Here is a 16875-nt window from a genome sequence, read left to right as displayed (position 1 = left end):
ATTTAATCAATCTCAACAAAGCGCTGCACGGTTTGACCATCCACTTCAATCGACTCAAAAAATACTGCACGTGGACGAGTCCAAAGACTACCATCTGCGGCACTATAAACGATCACAGGACTCAAATCTGACTCTTGTGTTGCCTCACACACCAATTGATAAATGCCGCCTTTGTAATGTCGAAAACGCTGATTCTGCTTCATCTCGAAACCTTTATGTTAACTCGCTATTCTAAGCGCTCTATTACTTACTTTAAATTCTCACTATATGCTGCTCAAATAGGCTGGTACTTTCGCCGCGGCTAAGCGATTAATACTAACAAACAGGGAAGGATGTACTTGGCCTAGTACATATTGCTGTTTCAGATGAGATTCAATATGCAGCAATAAGTTCGCCGCCACTTCAGCATCCGCTTCGGCTCTATGCGCCTGCCCTTTAAATCGTAATCCAAGTTGGGACGCTATTCTACCCAATGCATAACTAGGCAAACCCGGCAAGACGCGACGCGCCAACTTAACTGAACAAATCGCGGCTTGATGCTGAGACGCTAAGCCCAACGCACGCGCCTCTGCCAATAAAAATTTCTCATCGAAACTAGCATTATGCGCAGCCAAATAATCATTGCCTATAAAAGCCAGTAACTCTGGCAGCACTTCAGTCACTGGTGGCGCTTTGTTCACCATCGCTTGTGTAATACCGGTTAATTGCGTAATGAATGCAGGGATATGCGCATTGCAATTAACTAGAGACACGAACCGATCAACGATTTCACCTTGCTGTATACGTATGGCGGCGACTTCCGTAATTCTCGCACCCTGTTCTGGACTCATACCCGTGGTTTCAAAGTCCAGCATAATGATAGAAGGTAAATCAGCAAAACAAGTTTGTGGGTTTTCTGCGAGTGAGCGACTTAACATTAAATAACAACCTCTTTTTAATTGCCTATGCTTCTTATTGTAAACTGAGTTACCTATTTTTTGAGTTTCTCGATTCTTTCACAAGAGTGGTTTTTTCTACCAACTTACTTCACCATCGACGACAAAACTTTCCCAGCATCGTAAACTCAAACAACCATCCCTATTTTGCTGCGCACCTGTTTTCCCATGCTCAAATCTTTACGACTCAATTGGCTGCAACGCTATTCATTAAAGAACATCATTCCACCTCATGATCTCTTACGCGACTTTGTGTATCGTCGCCTATGGCTGTCTATACTCATTAGCTCGTTTGGCGCTCAAATTACTTTGCTGGCACTGCCGCTGACGGCAGCGGTGTTACTTTATGCAAGTCCAACCCAAATGGGTTTGCTGACCTTTATGGAAATTTCCCCTTATGTCCTACTGTCGCTGCCGTCTGGTGTTTGGTTGGATAGAGTCAGAAAATTACCCGTGTACATCGCGGGGGAAGTTGCGATTTCCTTAGCGGTAGCCAGCGTTCCCATAGCTTGGTGGCTAGGCTTTTTGGATATGACTTGGCTTTACGTAGTTGGTTTTCTTATAGGTGCGGTCAATACAACCGCTGGCACGGCTGCGCAAATCGTATTAACGCAGATTGTGCCGCGTGATCGATTAGTTGAGGCACATGCCAAGAATGCCTTGGCCAGCTCTGGTTCCGAAGTCGCAGGGCCTGCTACCGCAGGAGCATTAATCAAATTATTGGGAGCGCCTCTAGCCTTGTTTGCCGACGCCTTCTTACTTTTACTCTCAGCTACCATCTTAAGAAAAATCAAGATCCACGAAGTACGCGAACTAGCAGAAGACGCCAATTTTTGGCGCGACTTAAAAGAAGGTTTGCAATTCGTCATTAACAATAAAATTTTGGTCGCACTAGCACTCACTGTCGGCACTTGGCAACTCGCCTATAACGCCGCCTTGGTCGTACAAATTTTATTTGCCACACGAATCTTGGGCTTATCAGAACATGCGGTTGGCTTAAGTTATGTATGCATGGGAATAGGCACAATTCTAGCGAGCATAGTCGGTAGCAGAGTTAGTCGCAAACTAGGCCCCGGTGTTTGTATGGTGACGGGTATCGCCATTTGCGGCATAGGATGGGGCTTACTTGCAATAGCGCCCAACAATCTATTCGGGGTACTTGCCTTTGCACTAATGCTTATGTGTTACGCTGTTGGTGGCGTTTTTATCTTCATTAACTTTCTAGCCTTACGCCAGGCAGTCACGCCGGAAGCTTTATTGGGTCGCACTACCAGTACCATGCGTTGGTTGACTCTAATCCCGGCAGGTCCTGGCGCACTGCTAGGTGGCTGGTTAGGGGAACATTTTGGCCTACGTTATACCCTGGGTTTTTCTTGCATTTGTGCACTGATTCTAGCGGGCCTTGCCTGGCGTAGTCCTACAATACGTGCGATAAAATCCATCCCAAAACTCTGAACCTATCAAAATTTTGCATACCAACCACAAATACTATAAAACCCCTATGTAAATTTATACTTATTCGCATTTTTTTAAAGAAAGACGGGATAATGCGCTGCACCGTTCGAGCTCTGCTTTGTTTTTGAGCTTAAGCGAAAAACAACTATTACGCGAGACGTTTCAGAAAGAACAGCATGCCACCATCACCCGCCTCAGCTAACTTTAAACCCTACATTCCTGATTCGTCGAGTCTACCTGAATTTACATTACGCGCCTTAATCATGGGAACCATACTGGGTATGGTGTTTGGCGCGTCCTCCTTATATCTGGTACTTAAAGTTGGTTTAACCGTCAGCGCATCCATTCCGGTCGCGGTAATCGCCATTACTTTATTTAGGCTGACACATAAGCTCGGTGGCAAAGACTCGAGCATCTTAGAGAACAGTATTGCGCAAACGGCGGGATCAGCCGGTGAATCACTGGCTTTTGGATTAGGCGTGACCATGCCTGCGATCCTGATTTTGGGTTTCGATCTAGAGATTTATCGCGTCATGCTGGTGGCAGTATTGGGTGGTTTACTCGGCGTATTACTGATGATTCCTATGCGCCGTACCATGATTATCGAAAAACATCATGAACTAAAGTATCCCGAAGGTACCGCTTGTGCGGAAGTCTTAAAAGCAGCTGCAAATGATAGTTCACGTGAAGCAGCAGGCGAATCTGGCAATCCCAACGCACAAGCAGACGCTAATCGTCGCGCCAAAATTATTTTTGGCGGCTTCTTCATTGGTCTCGTCTATAAAGTTGGCAATATTGCTTTAAAAGGCTGGAAGGACACCGTTGACTTCGTATTTTCTGCTCCGTTAAAAGGCGGCTCTATCGGCACCGAGATTTCGCCAGAACTGCTTGGCGTTGGCTACATTATAGGCCCGCGCATCGCCGCGATTATGGCGGCTGGCGGCGTAATGTCGTATATGTTGCTTATCCCTCTTATCAAGTTCTTTGGCGATGGTTTGCTAACGCCATTAGCACCGGCGACTAAGCTGATTAGCGCAATGAGTCCAAACGAGATTCGTGGCGCCTATGTGCTATACATCGGCGCTGGCGCTGTCGCGACTGGTGGTCTAATCAGCCTGGCACGCGCCCTGCCCTTGATCTGGCGCAGTCTAGCGGCAGGTTTATCTGGCATAGGCAAGAGCAATTCCAAAATAGCCTCAACAAACACAGATGTCCCACGCACAGAACAAAGTATCGCCATAAAATGGGTTGTGTTAGGCGCACTGGCAATTATCACTGTCATTACCGTTGCGACACCTCTGCATATGAACTTGCTCGGCGCCATTTTGATTCTGGTGTTTGGTTTTTTATTTGCGACCGTTTCTTCGCAATTGACAGGCCAGATTGGGCAATCGTCCAATCCCATTTCCGGCATGACCGTCGCCACGCTTCTATTTACCTGTCTGATTTTTTTATTGATGGGCTGGGTAGGCGGCCAATACTATGTAACGGCTTTATCAATCGGTGCCATTGTCTGTATCGCTTCCAGCGTTGCGGGTTGCACTTCGCAAGATTTAAAAACCGGCTACCTAGTTGGATCCACTCCACGCTTCCAACAATACGCGATCTTGATCGGTGTATTTTGCTCAGCCTTAATTTTAGGGCCGATTCTATTGAAGCTGAACGATGCTAGCACGGTCTATGTCCCCATCGCGCAAATAGCACTGGGGTTGAGCACCGACGCCAGCAAACTCAATGAAACGATGCAATTACAAGGGCCGCAAGCAACTCAAGACAGCGCGCAATACAAAGTGTGGAATAAGAACGATACACTAGGTGCACCTGCGGGGAAATATCTCGTTGACCAAAACGGCAAAGCTGTTTATCTGATCGATCCGGGTATTAATGGGACACATACCAAGCGACCGGATGGTTCCGAAGTCAAAAAATATGATGCGCCAAAAGCGGTACTGATTTCTTATATCATCAAGGGCATACTTGATGGCGAACTCCCTTGGGCATTAGTCTTATTTGGCGTCATTATCGCGTTGGTGTTGGAAATGTCCGGCATTCCTTCGCTCGCTTTTGCTGTCGGAGTCTATTTACCGCTAGCATCCTCCGCTCCGCTATTTATTGGAGGCATGATACGTTGGCTGGTTGATCTGAGAAATAACCGTTTGGAGAAAAATCAGCATTTGAACGAAGAAGAGAAACAAGCAGCAGGCGACCGTAGTGAAGGAGTACTGCTATCATCGGGTTATATTGCAGGTGGCGCATTGGCAGGCATTGTGATCGCCTTCTGTGCTGGTATCATGACCGACTTTGATAAGAAAATCGGTGATTGGGCGCAAGCAAATAATCCTTTCTTTGAAGGTCTGCATGCGGATGGCTTGTCTCTGATTCCATTTATCCTGATTGCGTTTATTCTTTATAAGGTTGGCAGAGAAAAAGCTAGCTTGCAAAAGAAAAATTAAGCCAATATTCATTAATTGGTGGCATACAACGAGCCAGTACGCCACTCAATTTATTTCTGAAACTGCAAAAGAACTAATTCCCAATTATGAGCAAGACACCCATCCTCGATTCTAAGCAACAAACAGTAGCAATTGGCGACATCATTCGTGTCACCACCTTGAGCAAGCAATTCATTAAAAGCTTTCCAGAGGATGAAAGAATTCTCATTGAATCGATGATAGGCAATTTTTTTAAAATCATTGCCATTGATGAAGAAGGTCAAGCTTGTATCATGCGCGAATGGCATGATGAGCGTGGGCAATTACAAACCCATGTGATTGCTTTGGATTCTGAAGAAATGGAGAAGGTCTAAGTTTTTTTGTTGCAGTGAGCTCGCAACATCAGCTTGCGTTACATTTAACGCAAGCTTGTGAAAAGATTTGCCGCAATTAAACTTTATTTACGAAAAATTTCAGGACGTGACTTATTACGTGTTTCGTACACGATCTTAGCATCCTGCATAGCACGTTCTTGAGTACGCATTTCTTCGTGGTCGTCATGCGGACTAAAATAATCTGCCGCCTGAGCACGCATCACGTATTTGATAGCCGCTTCGTCGTTGATCTTATACATCTCAGTCAACAAAGTGGTAACTTCATCTAAATATTCTTCATAAGTCATAAACTTTTCCATATTTTCCTCTTATCAGTTACCTAAAACATCGCGAATTCGTTTGAACGGACGACATCTTACACTGCTTCCCCATCACCAATAAAAAAGCTGGTACCACTACAGTGGAAACCAGCTTTCATAAATTACGTTTTGCTATTCCAATGAACAATTAACTAAGCAGAATCTGAGCTTAATGTGTAATCACTTCTCGTATTGTTGCAGCTAATTCTTCTGCGACAAACTTAGCAACATAAGCATCAGCACCAACACTGCGTACGTGATCTTCATTTGTGGTACCAGACAAGGACGAATGAATAATTACCGGGACCATTTTGAAGCGATCATCTTGTTTGATATTGCGCGTCAAAGTAAATCCATCCATTTCTGGCATTTCCAGATCGGTTAACACCAGGCCGACTTTATCACGTATGGTCTTGCCTTCAGCCGTCGCTGCTGAATGCATAGCTTGTAATTTTTCCCAAGCTTCTTTACCTGTTTTGCACATAATAAACGGTGCACCAATAGCTTCTAAAGCTTGACCGATCAATCCGCGTGCGACCGCAGAATCATCTGCCGCCAAGATGACTGCACCGGGTTTAATTTTTAATTTCGCACCTATGGTATCGGAATCAACATCTTTCGTATCTTTAGGGGCAATCTGGCGCAGGATTTGTTCCACATCCAATACTTGAGCCAATCGTGTCTCTTCTGAGTCGCCATCAAGTCGTGCGATACTCGTCACTAAGCCGCCAGCAGCACTCGATTCTGCAGACAAAACATGGCGCCAGTCCAAGCGTACAATTTCCTCTACAGATTCGACAGCAAATCCTTGCGTAGAACGAGCAAATTCTGTAACTAGCATGATATTCAAGCCTGTTGATGGTTTGCGCCCTACCACGGAGGGCAGATCAATTACAGGGATAATCTGTCCACGTAGATTAACCACGCCTAAATTATGAGGCAAAGCCCCTGCCACTGAAGTTATTTCTGGCATTGCAACAATTTCACGTACCTTAAATACATTAATTCCAAATAACTCAGAGCGTTCATTGACTGCATCTGTACCTAATCTGAACAACAATAGTTCGAACTTATTTGAACTGATCAAGTTGGTACGTTCATCAACTTCATGTTGTACAGTGCTCATATTTATATCCTCATTGTGAGTGAATTGTCAGGAGCAGTAAGAACTCACCACTCCATCACCAACGCGTATTTACTGTTAAAAATTAAGAAAACCACACTCTAAAACCAAAGTCTTTTCTTATTATGCTACTTTTTTCTGAGTAAACACTAATTTCCCATCTGAAATATTTGTTTTTTTCAATGCAGTAGCAAAAATGCGCCGACAAGCAACAAGAACAAAAGAAAAAATCCTCTTGCGCCCGTATTCTGCCAGCACATCAATTACTAATCTAGATGCCTAGCAGATACTTACTTGATTACTTTATAGCATGGTGTGTATACGGTGCCCGGCAGTTTCATACGGCTTTGCTCTACGAACGATGTCAACAAAATGTCCATTGCATGCATAATCTCCGGATCACCACTAATCTCAAAATGCCCATACTTTTCAATTGCACGTATGCCTTGGTCTTTCACATTACCAGCGACCACACCGGAAAAAGCACGACGTAAATTGGCAGCCAATAAGTGCGACGCTTGTTGCTTATGCAGCTCCAAGCCCTTCATATTAGCGTGAGTCGGCTCAAATGGATGTTGAAACTCAGCATCAATTTTTAACAACCAATTGAAGTAGTAGGCATCACCACGCGCTTTTCTAAATGCACGAACGCTTTTTATTCCGTCTTGCATTTCACGAGCAACTGCTACCGGGTCATCAATGATGATCTTGTACTTACTTTGTGCTTCCGCTCCCAAAGTCAAACCGATAAATTGGTCGATTTGCTTAAAATAATCAGATGCGACAGCGGGACCGGTGAAGACCACAGGGAATGGCAACTGCGCATTATCAGGATGCAGCAAAATACCAAGCAAATACAAGATTTCTTCTGCCGTTCCTGCGCCGCCAGGAAATACCACAATACCGTGAGACATACGCACAAATGCTTCCAGGCGTTTTTCAATATCTGGCAAAATCACCAAATCGTTCACAATTGGATTTGGCGCTTCGGCTGCGATAATGCCAGGTTCAGAAATACCAATATAGCGACCGTTATCGATACGCTGCTTAGCGTGGCCTATCGTGGCTCCCTTCATCGGACCTTTCATTGCGCCAGGACCACAACCTGTACAAATATCCATAGCACGCAAGCCGAGGTGATAACCCACTAATTTAGTGTAATCATATTCAGCGCCAGAAATAGAATGCCCTCCCCAACACACGACTAAATTAGGGCTTATTTGCGGCTGCAATAAATTAGCATTGCGCAAAATATGGAAAACTGCATCGGTGATGCCTTCAGTCGACTCAATATTGATGTGCTCATTCTTAATAATCTCACCGTGGATAAACAGAATGTCACGCAAGACTGCGAACAAATGCTCTTGTATACCTTTAATCATTACTCCATCAACAAAGGCGCTAGCTGGGGCATTTTTTACATCCAGCTTAATACCACGCTCACGCTGCACAATACTGATCTCAAACGCTTTATAACGCTCCAATAACTCCTTACCGTCGTCCAATCCACTACCGCAATTGAGTACCGCTAAAGCACAACTACGAAACAACTGATACAAACTACCGTGACTGGTGTCGCGCAATCGGGCGACCTCTGCTTTTGACAAAACTTCTAAGTGCCCTTCTGGCGCAATTTGGGTATCCATTACTGCATACTGCATATACTTACTCCTTATTGTTTTCTTTGTTTATCTACATTTCTTTTCTCTTCTTACGATTGATCAGTATCCCCTCTGGATAGAAATATTTCAAGATGGCAATTTCAAAATTGTCTCGTATTAGAGTGTGCAATCAAACAACATAGTGCAAACACCCCAGAAAACAAAAAAACCGACACATGGTCGGTTTTTCTTTGTAAGGCACAAATACGAATTAGCGCAAATCAAAGACAGCCATAGATTCAACGTGAGACGTATGGGGGAACATATTGACCACACCTGTCTTAGTCATCGTATAGCCCGCTTCATTGACCAGCATGCCTGCATCGCGCGCCAAAGTCGATGGACTGCAGGAAACATAAACGATACGTTTAGGCCGCAATTCTGGCGCAATATTCCCAAGATCGATCAAAGCCTGACAAACCGCCATTGCACCATCACGCGGAGGGTCAATCAAGAAACGATCGAACTTACCTAGAGCCACGAAATCTTCTGCTTTTGCCTCAAATAGATTACGTGTCGCAAACGAAGTTTTTGCGTCCAGACCATTGGCACGTGCATTGTCTAAAGCACGCTCAGTAAGCGCAGCACTACCTTCGATGCCGACAACTTCACGCGCCAAAGTAGCGATGGGCAAAGTAAAATTACCCAAGCCACAAAACAAATCCAAAATACGTTCATCTTTTTGCACATCTAAAAGACCTAAAGCACGCGCGACCAAGACCCGGTTTATATGATGGTTGACTTGAGTAAAGTCTGTCGGTTTAAACGGCATTTTCACGCCAAATTCAGGCAATAAATAGTGTAAGTCTGACGATTCGGGATAATACGGTGTTGCGCTATCCGGGCCAGCAGTCTGCAACCACCATTGCACATTATGCTGATCGGCAAAAGCCTTCAATTTCACGTCGTCGCCAGGTCCAAGCGGTTGCATGATACGCAAAACCATCGCAGTCACATTTTCACCGATAGCCAATTCGATTTGCGGCAAGGCTTCGATAATAGTCAATGACGTGATCAAGTCCCGCAATGGCATCAACATTTTGGATATATGTGGTGGCAAAATTTCGCAGGTTTCCATATTCGCGACATATCGCGATTTTCTTTCGTGGAAACCGACCAAAACGATGCCTTTTTTATGCACATTGCGTACAGATAAACGAGCGCGATAGCGGTAACCCCAAGTTGGGCCATAGATAGGCCGCATTACCATTTCAGATTTAACTTTTCCGATGTGAACCAAATTGTCTTCTAACAGACGCTGCTTCATTGCAACTTGCGCATTCGCGTCCAGGTGCTGCATAGAACAACCGCCACAGACACCGAAGTGTGGACACTTAGGCGTCACGCGTTGTGACGATTCTTTAACCAAGGCACCCATAGTCGCAGCTTCCCAACTCGGCTTTTTACGGTAAGTATTAAAGCCAACGACTTCGCCCGGCAAAGCGCCTTCAACAAACACAACTTTACCAGGCGAGCCATCTTCATTTTCAAGATGACCAACACCGCGCGCGTCCATGTCTAAGGAACGGATATTCAGAGTATTCATGTTAGATGAGGCGAGAGACGAAAGCTCCGCCTTAGGAAATTAGATTCAAGAGAATCTCGCATTATACCGTCAACACACGCTCAAGTTCTACCAAAGCACGTCGACTATTGATCGCCATCGATACCTGCTGACGATTATTGATATGAGTAACGGGCAATTACAATCTAGACATTGGGAAATTCAAAATTAGTTAAAAAAAACGCTATTACAACAAAGCATCACGCTCAACACCACGCGACGCGAAGCTACGTTTCAATTTAATTAAAGCCTCCTGCTGAATTTGACGTACACGTTCACGTGTTATCCCCATTTCATCTGCCAAAGTTTCAAGCGTGACTGGATCATCGTTATCCAAACCGAAACGACGCATGATCACAATCCGCTGCTTATCTGGCAATTTTGACAGCCAGTCTCTGACCAGAACCGTCACTTCGTGATGCTCTGCTTGGGTATCTGGCGCATGATCAGTATCACCCGGCAACATATCCAACAAACTACTCTGAGGATCACCATCTAATGGCGTGTCCAAAGACATCGCATGTTCAGATAATGCCAAAATATCTTGCACCTCATCTATAGGTCGACTAACCAGATGCGCAATATCGTCTATTGTCGCGTCTTTTCCATCTCGTTGCTGCGATTCGAGATGATACTTTGCCCTCAAAATTTGATTCAGCTCTCGGACCACGTGAACAGGCAAACGTATGGTACGCGCCTGATTCATAATCGCCCGCTCTATACTCTGACGTATCCACCAAGTTGCGTAAGTAGAAAAGCGAAAACCCCGTTCTGGCTCGAACTTATCGATCGCGTGCATCAAGCCCAAATTACCTTCTTCTATCATATCCAACAAGGCAACGCCACGATTGATATAGTGCTTGGCGATAGAAACGACGAGACGTAAATTGTGCTCAATCATTTTTTGTCGAGCCTCGAAATCGCCCTGTTTCGCTAAGGTGGCAAAATGTAATTCTTCAGCAGCGCAAAACAAAGGGCGCGTGCCTATTTGATTCAAATAATGTTGTGTCGTATCTGTCGATAATTCTGCGGCAAGGATATTCTTAATTTCATCAATAGGCGCAATGGCGGCTGACGGTAACTCATCCTTTTTTTCTCCATCCTCAGCATCATGGTCACTTTCATCAACAAACTCACGACTCTCGTCTGACTCTTCAACTTCATTAAGAAACACATCATTGGGATCATTCGCTAAGGCGATTGCGCCATCATCAGTATTTGCTTGCTTAGAGTGCGTTTGCTTTGAATTCTTGGTCATAATTTAGCTTTGAATTTTAACTTTAAGCCTGCCTAAAAATTTTACGTATAACAGATGACAAAATAATCAACTAGCGAGCTGGCAATAATTTCATAGGGTCAATCGGCTTACCTGCTTGACGAATTTCGAAATGCAATTTAACCACATCGCTATCTGAATTCCCCATTTCGGCGATTTTTTGCCCCTTGTTTACAGACTGGCCTTCCTTAACCAAATTAACTTTATTATGAGCATAAGCAGACAAATAATTATTCGCATGTTTAATAATCAGCATATTGCCATAACCACGCATTGCCCCGCCTTCATAGATCACTTTCCCAGCGGCGACGGCGACCACGTCCTGACCAAGTTTGCCGCTCAAGTCAACGCCTTTATTTTTTTGGTCGTCAAACGTCGCGGTTAATTTTGCATCGGCTGGCCAGATCCAATCAATAACTTCAGCGCTAGGCGCCACCACAATTGGTTTTTCAACAGACTTAACAGGCGCCGATTCATTTTTTTGCACTACCGGCGCGGTCGTCGGGCTGCTGTCTGCCAACTTTTGCAATTCCGCCAGATTGCTCTCGGAGTATTGACGCTTATCGCCTCTAGGCACGCTTTTGTTCGTTGAAGGATTGACTGGTGTCAGGCTACGGATCTCCACCCCTGATGTGCTGGAAATAGGTGTTGCTTTAGCTACTGAGCTACCTTCGGGCGGCCCTATCCATAAAACTTGATCTACTTTGATATCATTTGGGTTGCGCAAGTTGTTCCAAGCGACCAAATCACTATAGCTTTGACCATGATCAAAAGCGATACGCAGCAAAGTATCGCCACGCTTTACTATGTAGCTTGGTCGAACCTCTGGCTCTTTCACAATAGGTGCAACTACAACTGGCTTAACTGTTGGCACTGGTACATCGGTGCTACGTTCAATCACTGGCGCATTATTCGGTACCGAAGTACATGCTGTGGCCAAAGCCAGTAGCACAAGTATTCCGTATTTTCTTAATAGACAACTTTGCTTCATAAACGTTTCTTATTCAAATTAAATTAAAGCGGAAAGATCAGAACTTAATCAACTACGAGTGGATGATAGCAAAATCCAGAGTCGGCTTTTCAAACTATTCCCTGATGTAAAGGCACGAAGTGACATTGCTCCAACATCGCGCTATTCCATTCATTTTGTCCCACACGTTCGATCAATTGTAGTGCCTGATGGCGCCCACCTACTGGTGCGATCAATCGGCCGCCGACAGCCAACTGCAGCAATAGCGCGTGTGGCACTTCCATGCCTGCAGCAGCCAATATAATACCGTCAAATGGCGCAACTTGTGGCAAACCTAGCATGCCATCTCCATAATGCAGCCGGATATTGGGAATTCTCAAGGGACGCAAGTTAGTCTTTGCAAGTTCGTGCAAAGCTTTGATACGCTCTATTGAAAATACATCTTTCGCTACCAAAGACAAAACTGCTGCTTGGTAACCGCAGCCTGTGCCGATTTCTAAAACTTTCTGCAGATTCTTTCCGTTTCGCATAATCTCAGTCATGCGAGCAACGATATAGGGTTGAGAAATAGTCTGGTGATGACCGATAGGCAAAGATGCATCAATATAGGCCTGACTGGATAGACCAGGTTCAATAAACATATGCCGCGGAATAGCTTCCAGCGCCTCAAGTACAGTTTTATCGTTAACGCCTTGCTGCGCAACCCGCGCCACCATGGCTTGGCGGATCTTTTCTGAGACCATGACCTCAGTTCTGGGTGGGGCACTTAAAATTTGCTTGCCATTATCTCGCGAAATGGGAAAAGTTGAAGATACTTTTGATGGAAAAAACGCGGTAGATCTCAGTGGTGCATGGTTGGCCGCATTTTTTACCGCCGTCTGCGCCATCACCGTCGCTGATTTGTTGGTGGAGTTGATGCGTTGCTCAACTACCGATGCCAAACTTAAAGGAAACCGTTTTTCTTTTGTGGTCATGCCAGATCCGAGGCGAGAGCTTGCATTAGCTTCGTGTTAGTAATATCAATTTGTAACGGCGTCACTGATGCATACCCTTGGGCTGTTACTGCAAAATCTGTCCCTTCACTAGCATCTTTTGCAGCACCCGCTGGCCCTATCCAATAGATGTCGCGACCGCTAGGATCTTGAGCTTTAATTACTGGCTCGGACATATGGCGTTTGCCCAGACGGGCACTAGATACCCCACGAACCTCCGCATAGGCTAAGTTAGGGATATTCACATTTAAAAGAAAAGGACGCGGCAGCGACCCAAAGTCATGCTGTACAATTTCTCTTGCAATACGTGCCGCATCTTCTAGGTGAAGCCACCCTTTCTCAACCTGAGAAAATGCAATCGCAGGAATTCCAAACAGATAGGCTTCAGTAGCGGCAGCAACGGTGCCTGAATACAAAGTATCATCACCCATGTTTTGTCCGTTATTGATACCCGACACCACCAAATCAGGTTTTTCTGGCATCAAAGCGGTTAAAGCCACATGCACACAATCAGAAGGTGTGCCGTTCACAAAATAAAAACCATTTTCCGCTCGGTGCACGGACAATGGTCTATCTAATGTGAGGGCATTGGAGGCGCCGGAGCGATTGCTATCTGGCGCTACGACAGTGATGTCGGCGATATCCGCTAAGGCACGTGCCAGGGCAATTATTCCTGGTGCCAAGTATCCATCATCGTTGCTGATCAAAATTTTCATAGAGTCATTTTACCCGATGACTTCAAGGAAAATCATGCCCTACTCAATTTATTTAAAGGCGTTGGTTTTGCAACGGAATTAGCGATAATAAAGATTGAAAACAAGGTACATACTGTGCCCAAATCGAGACGAATCGATATACATGAAATGTCAAACGCTATCGACCGCATCGCCTAACCAGTAGCGATTAATATCTTTGAGATCCCACGTCGATGCGTCTTCACGTGAGACGATCTTATCTTGTATCCCAGGACCACTGAGATCGAGCAATACTGGCGGAATGTATGCCATCGACTTTGTCGAAAAAAATGCTCTAACTTTCGGCAGCAATAAAGACTTGCCGACCTGCTGTTCAACCACAACACCTAGTCGACCGGAATGCAATTTCACCAGTGTTCCAACAGGGTATATGCCTATACTTCGGATGAATGCTTGAAACACTCTGTCATCGAAATGTCCTTTACTCCACTCAGCCATTTTTTTCAAAGATTCTGCTGGACACCATCCTGCTTTGTATGGGCGGTTCGATGTAATCGCATCATAAACGTCACACACCGCGCCCATTTTTGCATACAAGCTGATCTGCTCACCATTCAAGCCTTTAGGATAGCCACTGCCATCCACTTTTTCATGATGATGAAGGCAAACATCGAGAGCAATTTTTCCGACACCTTTCGCCTCCAATAGCATTTCATAGCCAGCACCCGGATGTTCTTTCACTGAAGTAAATTCTTCCTCTGTCAAACGTCCCGGTTTATTCAAAATTTCTGGTGGTACGGCCATCTTACCGATATCATGTAAAAGTCCTGCTAACCCCGCCTCACGGACTTCTTCGTCACTCAAACCTAATTGGCGCGACAGTGCGATCATCAACGCACATACAGCAACCGAATGCATATAGGTATAATCATCTGCCGTCTTTAAGCGAGCTAATCCTATCAAGGCACCGGGATTCCGCATAACCGAACTGGCAATTTCCTCTACCAACGGCATAGCATGTTCTGCTTCAATGGCATTCCCCATACGTGCTTCGCTGAACATCGAGAATACCGCCGTCTTTGAAGTCCCAACGATTTTTGCGGCGCGTCCAAGCTCCGCGTCCATCGATACTTGTACTACCTGACTATATGGAACGGGAGCTACCACTTGCTTTGGTGTTTCGACTACTACTTCTTTAATAGGCGCTATAGGCTCAGGCGCAGCTTGAATCTCAGGTTCAAGAACATCAACCCCCTTGGCAGTATCAATCCAAGCTTCACGAATTCCCGCTTTTTGGATTTTTTCAATCGTCGCGGCATCCTCAACCAAGAACGATTTTTGCCAAAATGGCGACGACATCCAAGACGCGCAAAGCTCTTTGACATACATCCCTTGACGGATTTGCTCAAATTGAATTTTCTTTAACATACCAGCAACTATCCTTCAATGCGTTGATTACGCTTACAGATACTTTAATGTAACCCAATGCAGCTTGAGACAAGTTGTTTGCCTAAAACGATTAAGTAAGTCCTAGCCCGTATACTAATATATTTCCCAAAATCAATTCTAGGCGTTTTGAAGTTATTTTACATGAGCAATCTGAATCCGCCGAAAAACATAAGTCGCTTGCGATTAATTTTTACGAAGATTTTACTTTTTGCTGATATAGCTCACTAACGAGACGAAGCAATACGGCAGCGCTGTAGACGAACAACAACAGCTTGGTATAAGAATCACTATTTGCGTAACAACTTAAATTCTCGAAATAACGTCTGCATCCTTGCATTTGTAATAAAACTTAAATTATAGGGATGCTCAGCCTTAATAATTTCGAACTGATTAATACAATGCATATGGCTGAGACGGTCCGCAATTTTCCCCCACAAAATAAGTGCTGGTTTTTGCGGCATCTGTGTTAAAGCCGAAAAGATGGTTTCCATAAATACGTCCCAAGCTTTTGCGTCTATCGCAGGTGAAACATGCGCCCTAAATACCAAAGAGGCATTCAACATTAAGAAGCCATGGGACAAAAAATTACGATGTAAATCACTCATGGTTTGTATCATGCCAGAGCCATCGGTTCGAGCGAAGTTGGATACTCGGCTCAAGGACTCTGCATTGAGGTTTTCAATAGACAATAACCCTTCAGCGAGTATTAACATCTTCATGAAATTTCGTAGCGAGGTGGCACGATTAACCGTTTTACTCAAGCCACCTTTAACCTCTATCGACCATAAACTGTCTACTGCGCCGTCCATAAAGCAATAACCGTTGGCACTTAATGCACGTGGATATGGCCCCTCCCCCACCAAGACGTAACGGATTTGATCAAGTGGCACAGAGAAGGCTGCAAAAATCCTTTGCCCATCGGGCAAAAAATCATCTTGCGCTAAATCGGCTAAGTACTTAGGTGACTTGGTTTGCATCAATAGCAATGCGTGACGCAAAGTTGCTTGCCAACTGGGATGCGCAAATCCAAGCGCCTGCTCAAAAAAAGAAGGTAAACTCATCGATGAAGCTTTAGTTTTTGCGCTTACTTCAAGGCCGTTGGGTCGGCACAGGTAATGGCGGAGCAACTGGTACAGCAGGTGGAGCAACAGGACTAACTGCATTGACAGGCACTACTGACGTTACACCTGCATGCGTAGGCACAGGTGGTAAATCGATACGACGGCCGATGCCAGCTTCGGATACCATAATGTGATCGCGATGCACTTCTGATAAAGTGACACCATTCGACAGCGCTTTACCCACACCGATCGTCATCGTTGGCTTACCATCAATCGCAATAATGGCGGCGCTGTCTTTAGCATGAGCAGCGACAATCACACCTTTCAATTGATAGTTACTTGGTGCTGCCTCAGCTATTGCAGACTGTCCAAACAAACTCCCCCATTGTCCTACCGCTGGCTCATAGCTGGCGGTCATTACCGGTGCAGCAATAGGACGAATCTTAGGTTTAAAAATTTGCAAACCCCAATAGCTCAACACAGCGCACAGCAATGCAAACGATGCCACAGTAGCCAACATAGGAAGACGCTTCATATTTCACTCACTTCTCATTCTTTTTTTAATTTA

The 16875-nt window shown here is 45.0% G+C and carries 16 protein-coding genes; 3 read left to right on the top strand and 13 right to left on the bottom strand.

Going from position 1 to position 16875, the window contains the following annotated elements; genetic code table 11:
* Positions 1-2: 2 nt before the first annotated feature.
* Together ACO0KZ_RS19840 and ACO0KZ_RS19835 are read right to left on the bottom strand one after the other, a co-directional pair.
* Entirely contained in the window at positions 3-203 is a 201-nt protein-coding gene (locus ACO0KZ_RS19840) for a DUF1653 domain-containing protein (RefSeq protein ID WP_422998450.1), read from the bottom strand.
* A gap of 60 nt (positions 204-263) precedes the next feature.
* Positions 264-917, bottom strand: coding sequence for a PolC-type DNA polymerase III (locus tag ACO0KZ_RS19835; RefSeq protein ID WP_422998448.1), 654 nt, complete (start codon positions 915-917; stop codon positions 264-266).
* A 186-nt stretch (positions 918-1103) separates the two neighbouring features.
* On the opposite strand from ACO0KZ_RS19835, the gene ACO0KZ_RS19830 reads away from it, so the two are divergent.
* The 3 genes from ACO0KZ_RS19830 (at position 1104) to ACO0KZ_RS19820 (ending at position 5196) form a co-directional block, all read left to right on the top strand.
* A complete protein-coding gene (locus ACO0KZ_RS19830; RefSeq protein ID WP_422998446.1) occupies positions 1104-2390 on the top strand; it encodes an MFS transporter in 1287 nt (428 codons plus the stop codon).
* Between the two features lie 176 nt (positions 2391-2566).
* Positions 2567-4843 (top strand): OPT family oligopeptide transporter, encoded by a 2277-nt coding sequence (locus tag ACO0KZ_RS19825; RefSeq protein WP_422998444.1) that lies wholly within the window; start codon positions 2567-2569, stop codon positions 4841-4843.
* An 86-nt stretch (positions 4844-4929) separates the two neighbouring features.
* Positions 4930-5196, top strand: a complete 267-nt coding sequence (locus ACO0KZ_RS19820) for a hypothetical protein (protein ID WP_422998442.1) — start codon at positions 4930-4932, stop codon at positions 5194-5196.
* Positions 5197-5279: 83 nt separating this feature from the next.
* On the opposite strand, the gene ACO0KZ_RS19815 is transcribed toward ACO0KZ_RS19820, so the two are convergent.
* From ACO0KZ_RS19815 to ACO0KZ_RS19765, 11 genes are all read right to left on the bottom strand, one after another.
* On the bottom strand, positions 5280-5516 hold the full coding sequence (locus tag ACO0KZ_RS19815) for a hypothetical protein (RefSeq protein WP_422998440.1): 237 nt from the start codon (positions 5514-5516) through the stop codon (positions 5280-5282).
* A gap of 169 nt (positions 5517-5685) precedes the next feature.
* Entirely contained in the window at positions 5686-6642 is a 957-nt protein-coding gene (locus tag ACO0KZ_RS19810; RefSeq protein WP_422998438.1) for a chemotaxis protein, read from the bottom strand.
* Between the two features lie 287 nt (positions 6643-6929).
* Positions 6930-8300, bottom strand: a complete 1371-nt coding sequence (gene ppnN, locus ACO0KZ_RS19805) for a nucleotide 5'-monophosphate nucleosidase PpnN (RefSeq protein ID WP_422998436.1) — start codon at positions 8298-8300, stop codon at positions 6930-6932.
* A 211-nt stretch (positions 8301-8511) separates the two neighbouring features.
* Positions 8512-9846, bottom strand: coding sequence for a 23S rRNA (uracil(1939)-C(5))-methyltransferase RlmD (rlmD, locus tag ACO0KZ_RS19800; protein WP_422998434.1), 1335 nt, complete (start codon positions 9844-9846; stop codon positions 8512-8514).
* 205 nt (positions 9847-10051) lie between these two features.
* Positions 10052-11122 (bottom strand): RNA polymerase sigma factor RpoS, encoded by a 1071-nt coding sequence (gene rpoS / locus ACO0KZ_RS19795; RefSeq protein WP_422998432.1) that lies wholly within the window; start codon positions 11120-11122, stop codon positions 10052-10054.
* 70 nt (positions 11123-11192) lie between these two features.
* On the bottom strand, positions 11193-12131 hold the full coding sequence (locus tag ACO0KZ_RS19790) for a peptidoglycan DD-metalloendopeptidase family protein (RefSeq protein ID WP_422998430.1): 939 nt from the start codon (positions 12129-12131) through the stop codon (positions 11193-11195).
* A gap of 89 nt (positions 12132-12220) precedes the next feature.
* Complete coding sequence (locus ACO0KZ_RS19785) at positions 12221-13084, bottom strand: protein-L-isoaspartate(D-aspartate) O-methyltransferase (protein ID WP_422998428.1); 864 nt, start codon at positions 13082-13084, stop codon at positions 12221-12223.
* On the bottom strand, positions 13081-13818 hold the full coding sequence (surE, locus tag ACO0KZ_RS19780) for a 5'/3'-nucleotidase SurE (protein ID WP_422998426.1): 738 nt from the start codon (positions 13816-13818) through the stop codon (positions 13081-13083). Before surE ends, ACO0KZ_RS19785 begins: the two co-directional genes overlap by 4 nt.
* Before the next feature lie 150 nt (positions 13819-13968).
* The gene (locus ACO0KZ_RS19775) at positions 13969-15225 is read right to left on the bottom strand and encodes an HD-GYP domain-containing protein (RefSeq protein ID WP_422998424.1); all 1257 of its coding nucleotides are present in this window, start codon (positions 15223-15225) and stop codon (positions 13969-13971) included.
* Positions 15226-15533: 308 nt separating this feature from the next.
* The gene (locus ACO0KZ_RS19770; protein WP_422998422.1) at positions 15534-16307 is read right to left on the bottom strand and encodes a uracil-DNA glycosylase; all 774 of its coding nucleotides are present in this window, start codon (positions 16305-16307) and stop codon (positions 15534-15536) included.
* A gap of 28 nt (positions 16308-16335) precedes the next feature.
* A complete protein-coding gene (locus tag ACO0KZ_RS19765) occupies positions 16336-16842 on the bottom strand; it encodes a type II secretion system protein N (protein ID WP_422998420.1) in 507 nt (168 codons plus the stop codon).
* Between the last annotated feature and the right edge of the window lie 33 nt (positions 16843-16875).

The organism is Undibacterium sp. Di24W (assembly GCF_049340325.1).
Classification (GTDB): Bacteria; Pseudomonadota; Gammaproteobacteria; order Burkholderiales; family Burkholderiaceae_D; genus Undibacterium.
This window is presented reverse-complemented; position numbering and strand designations above follow the sequence as displayed.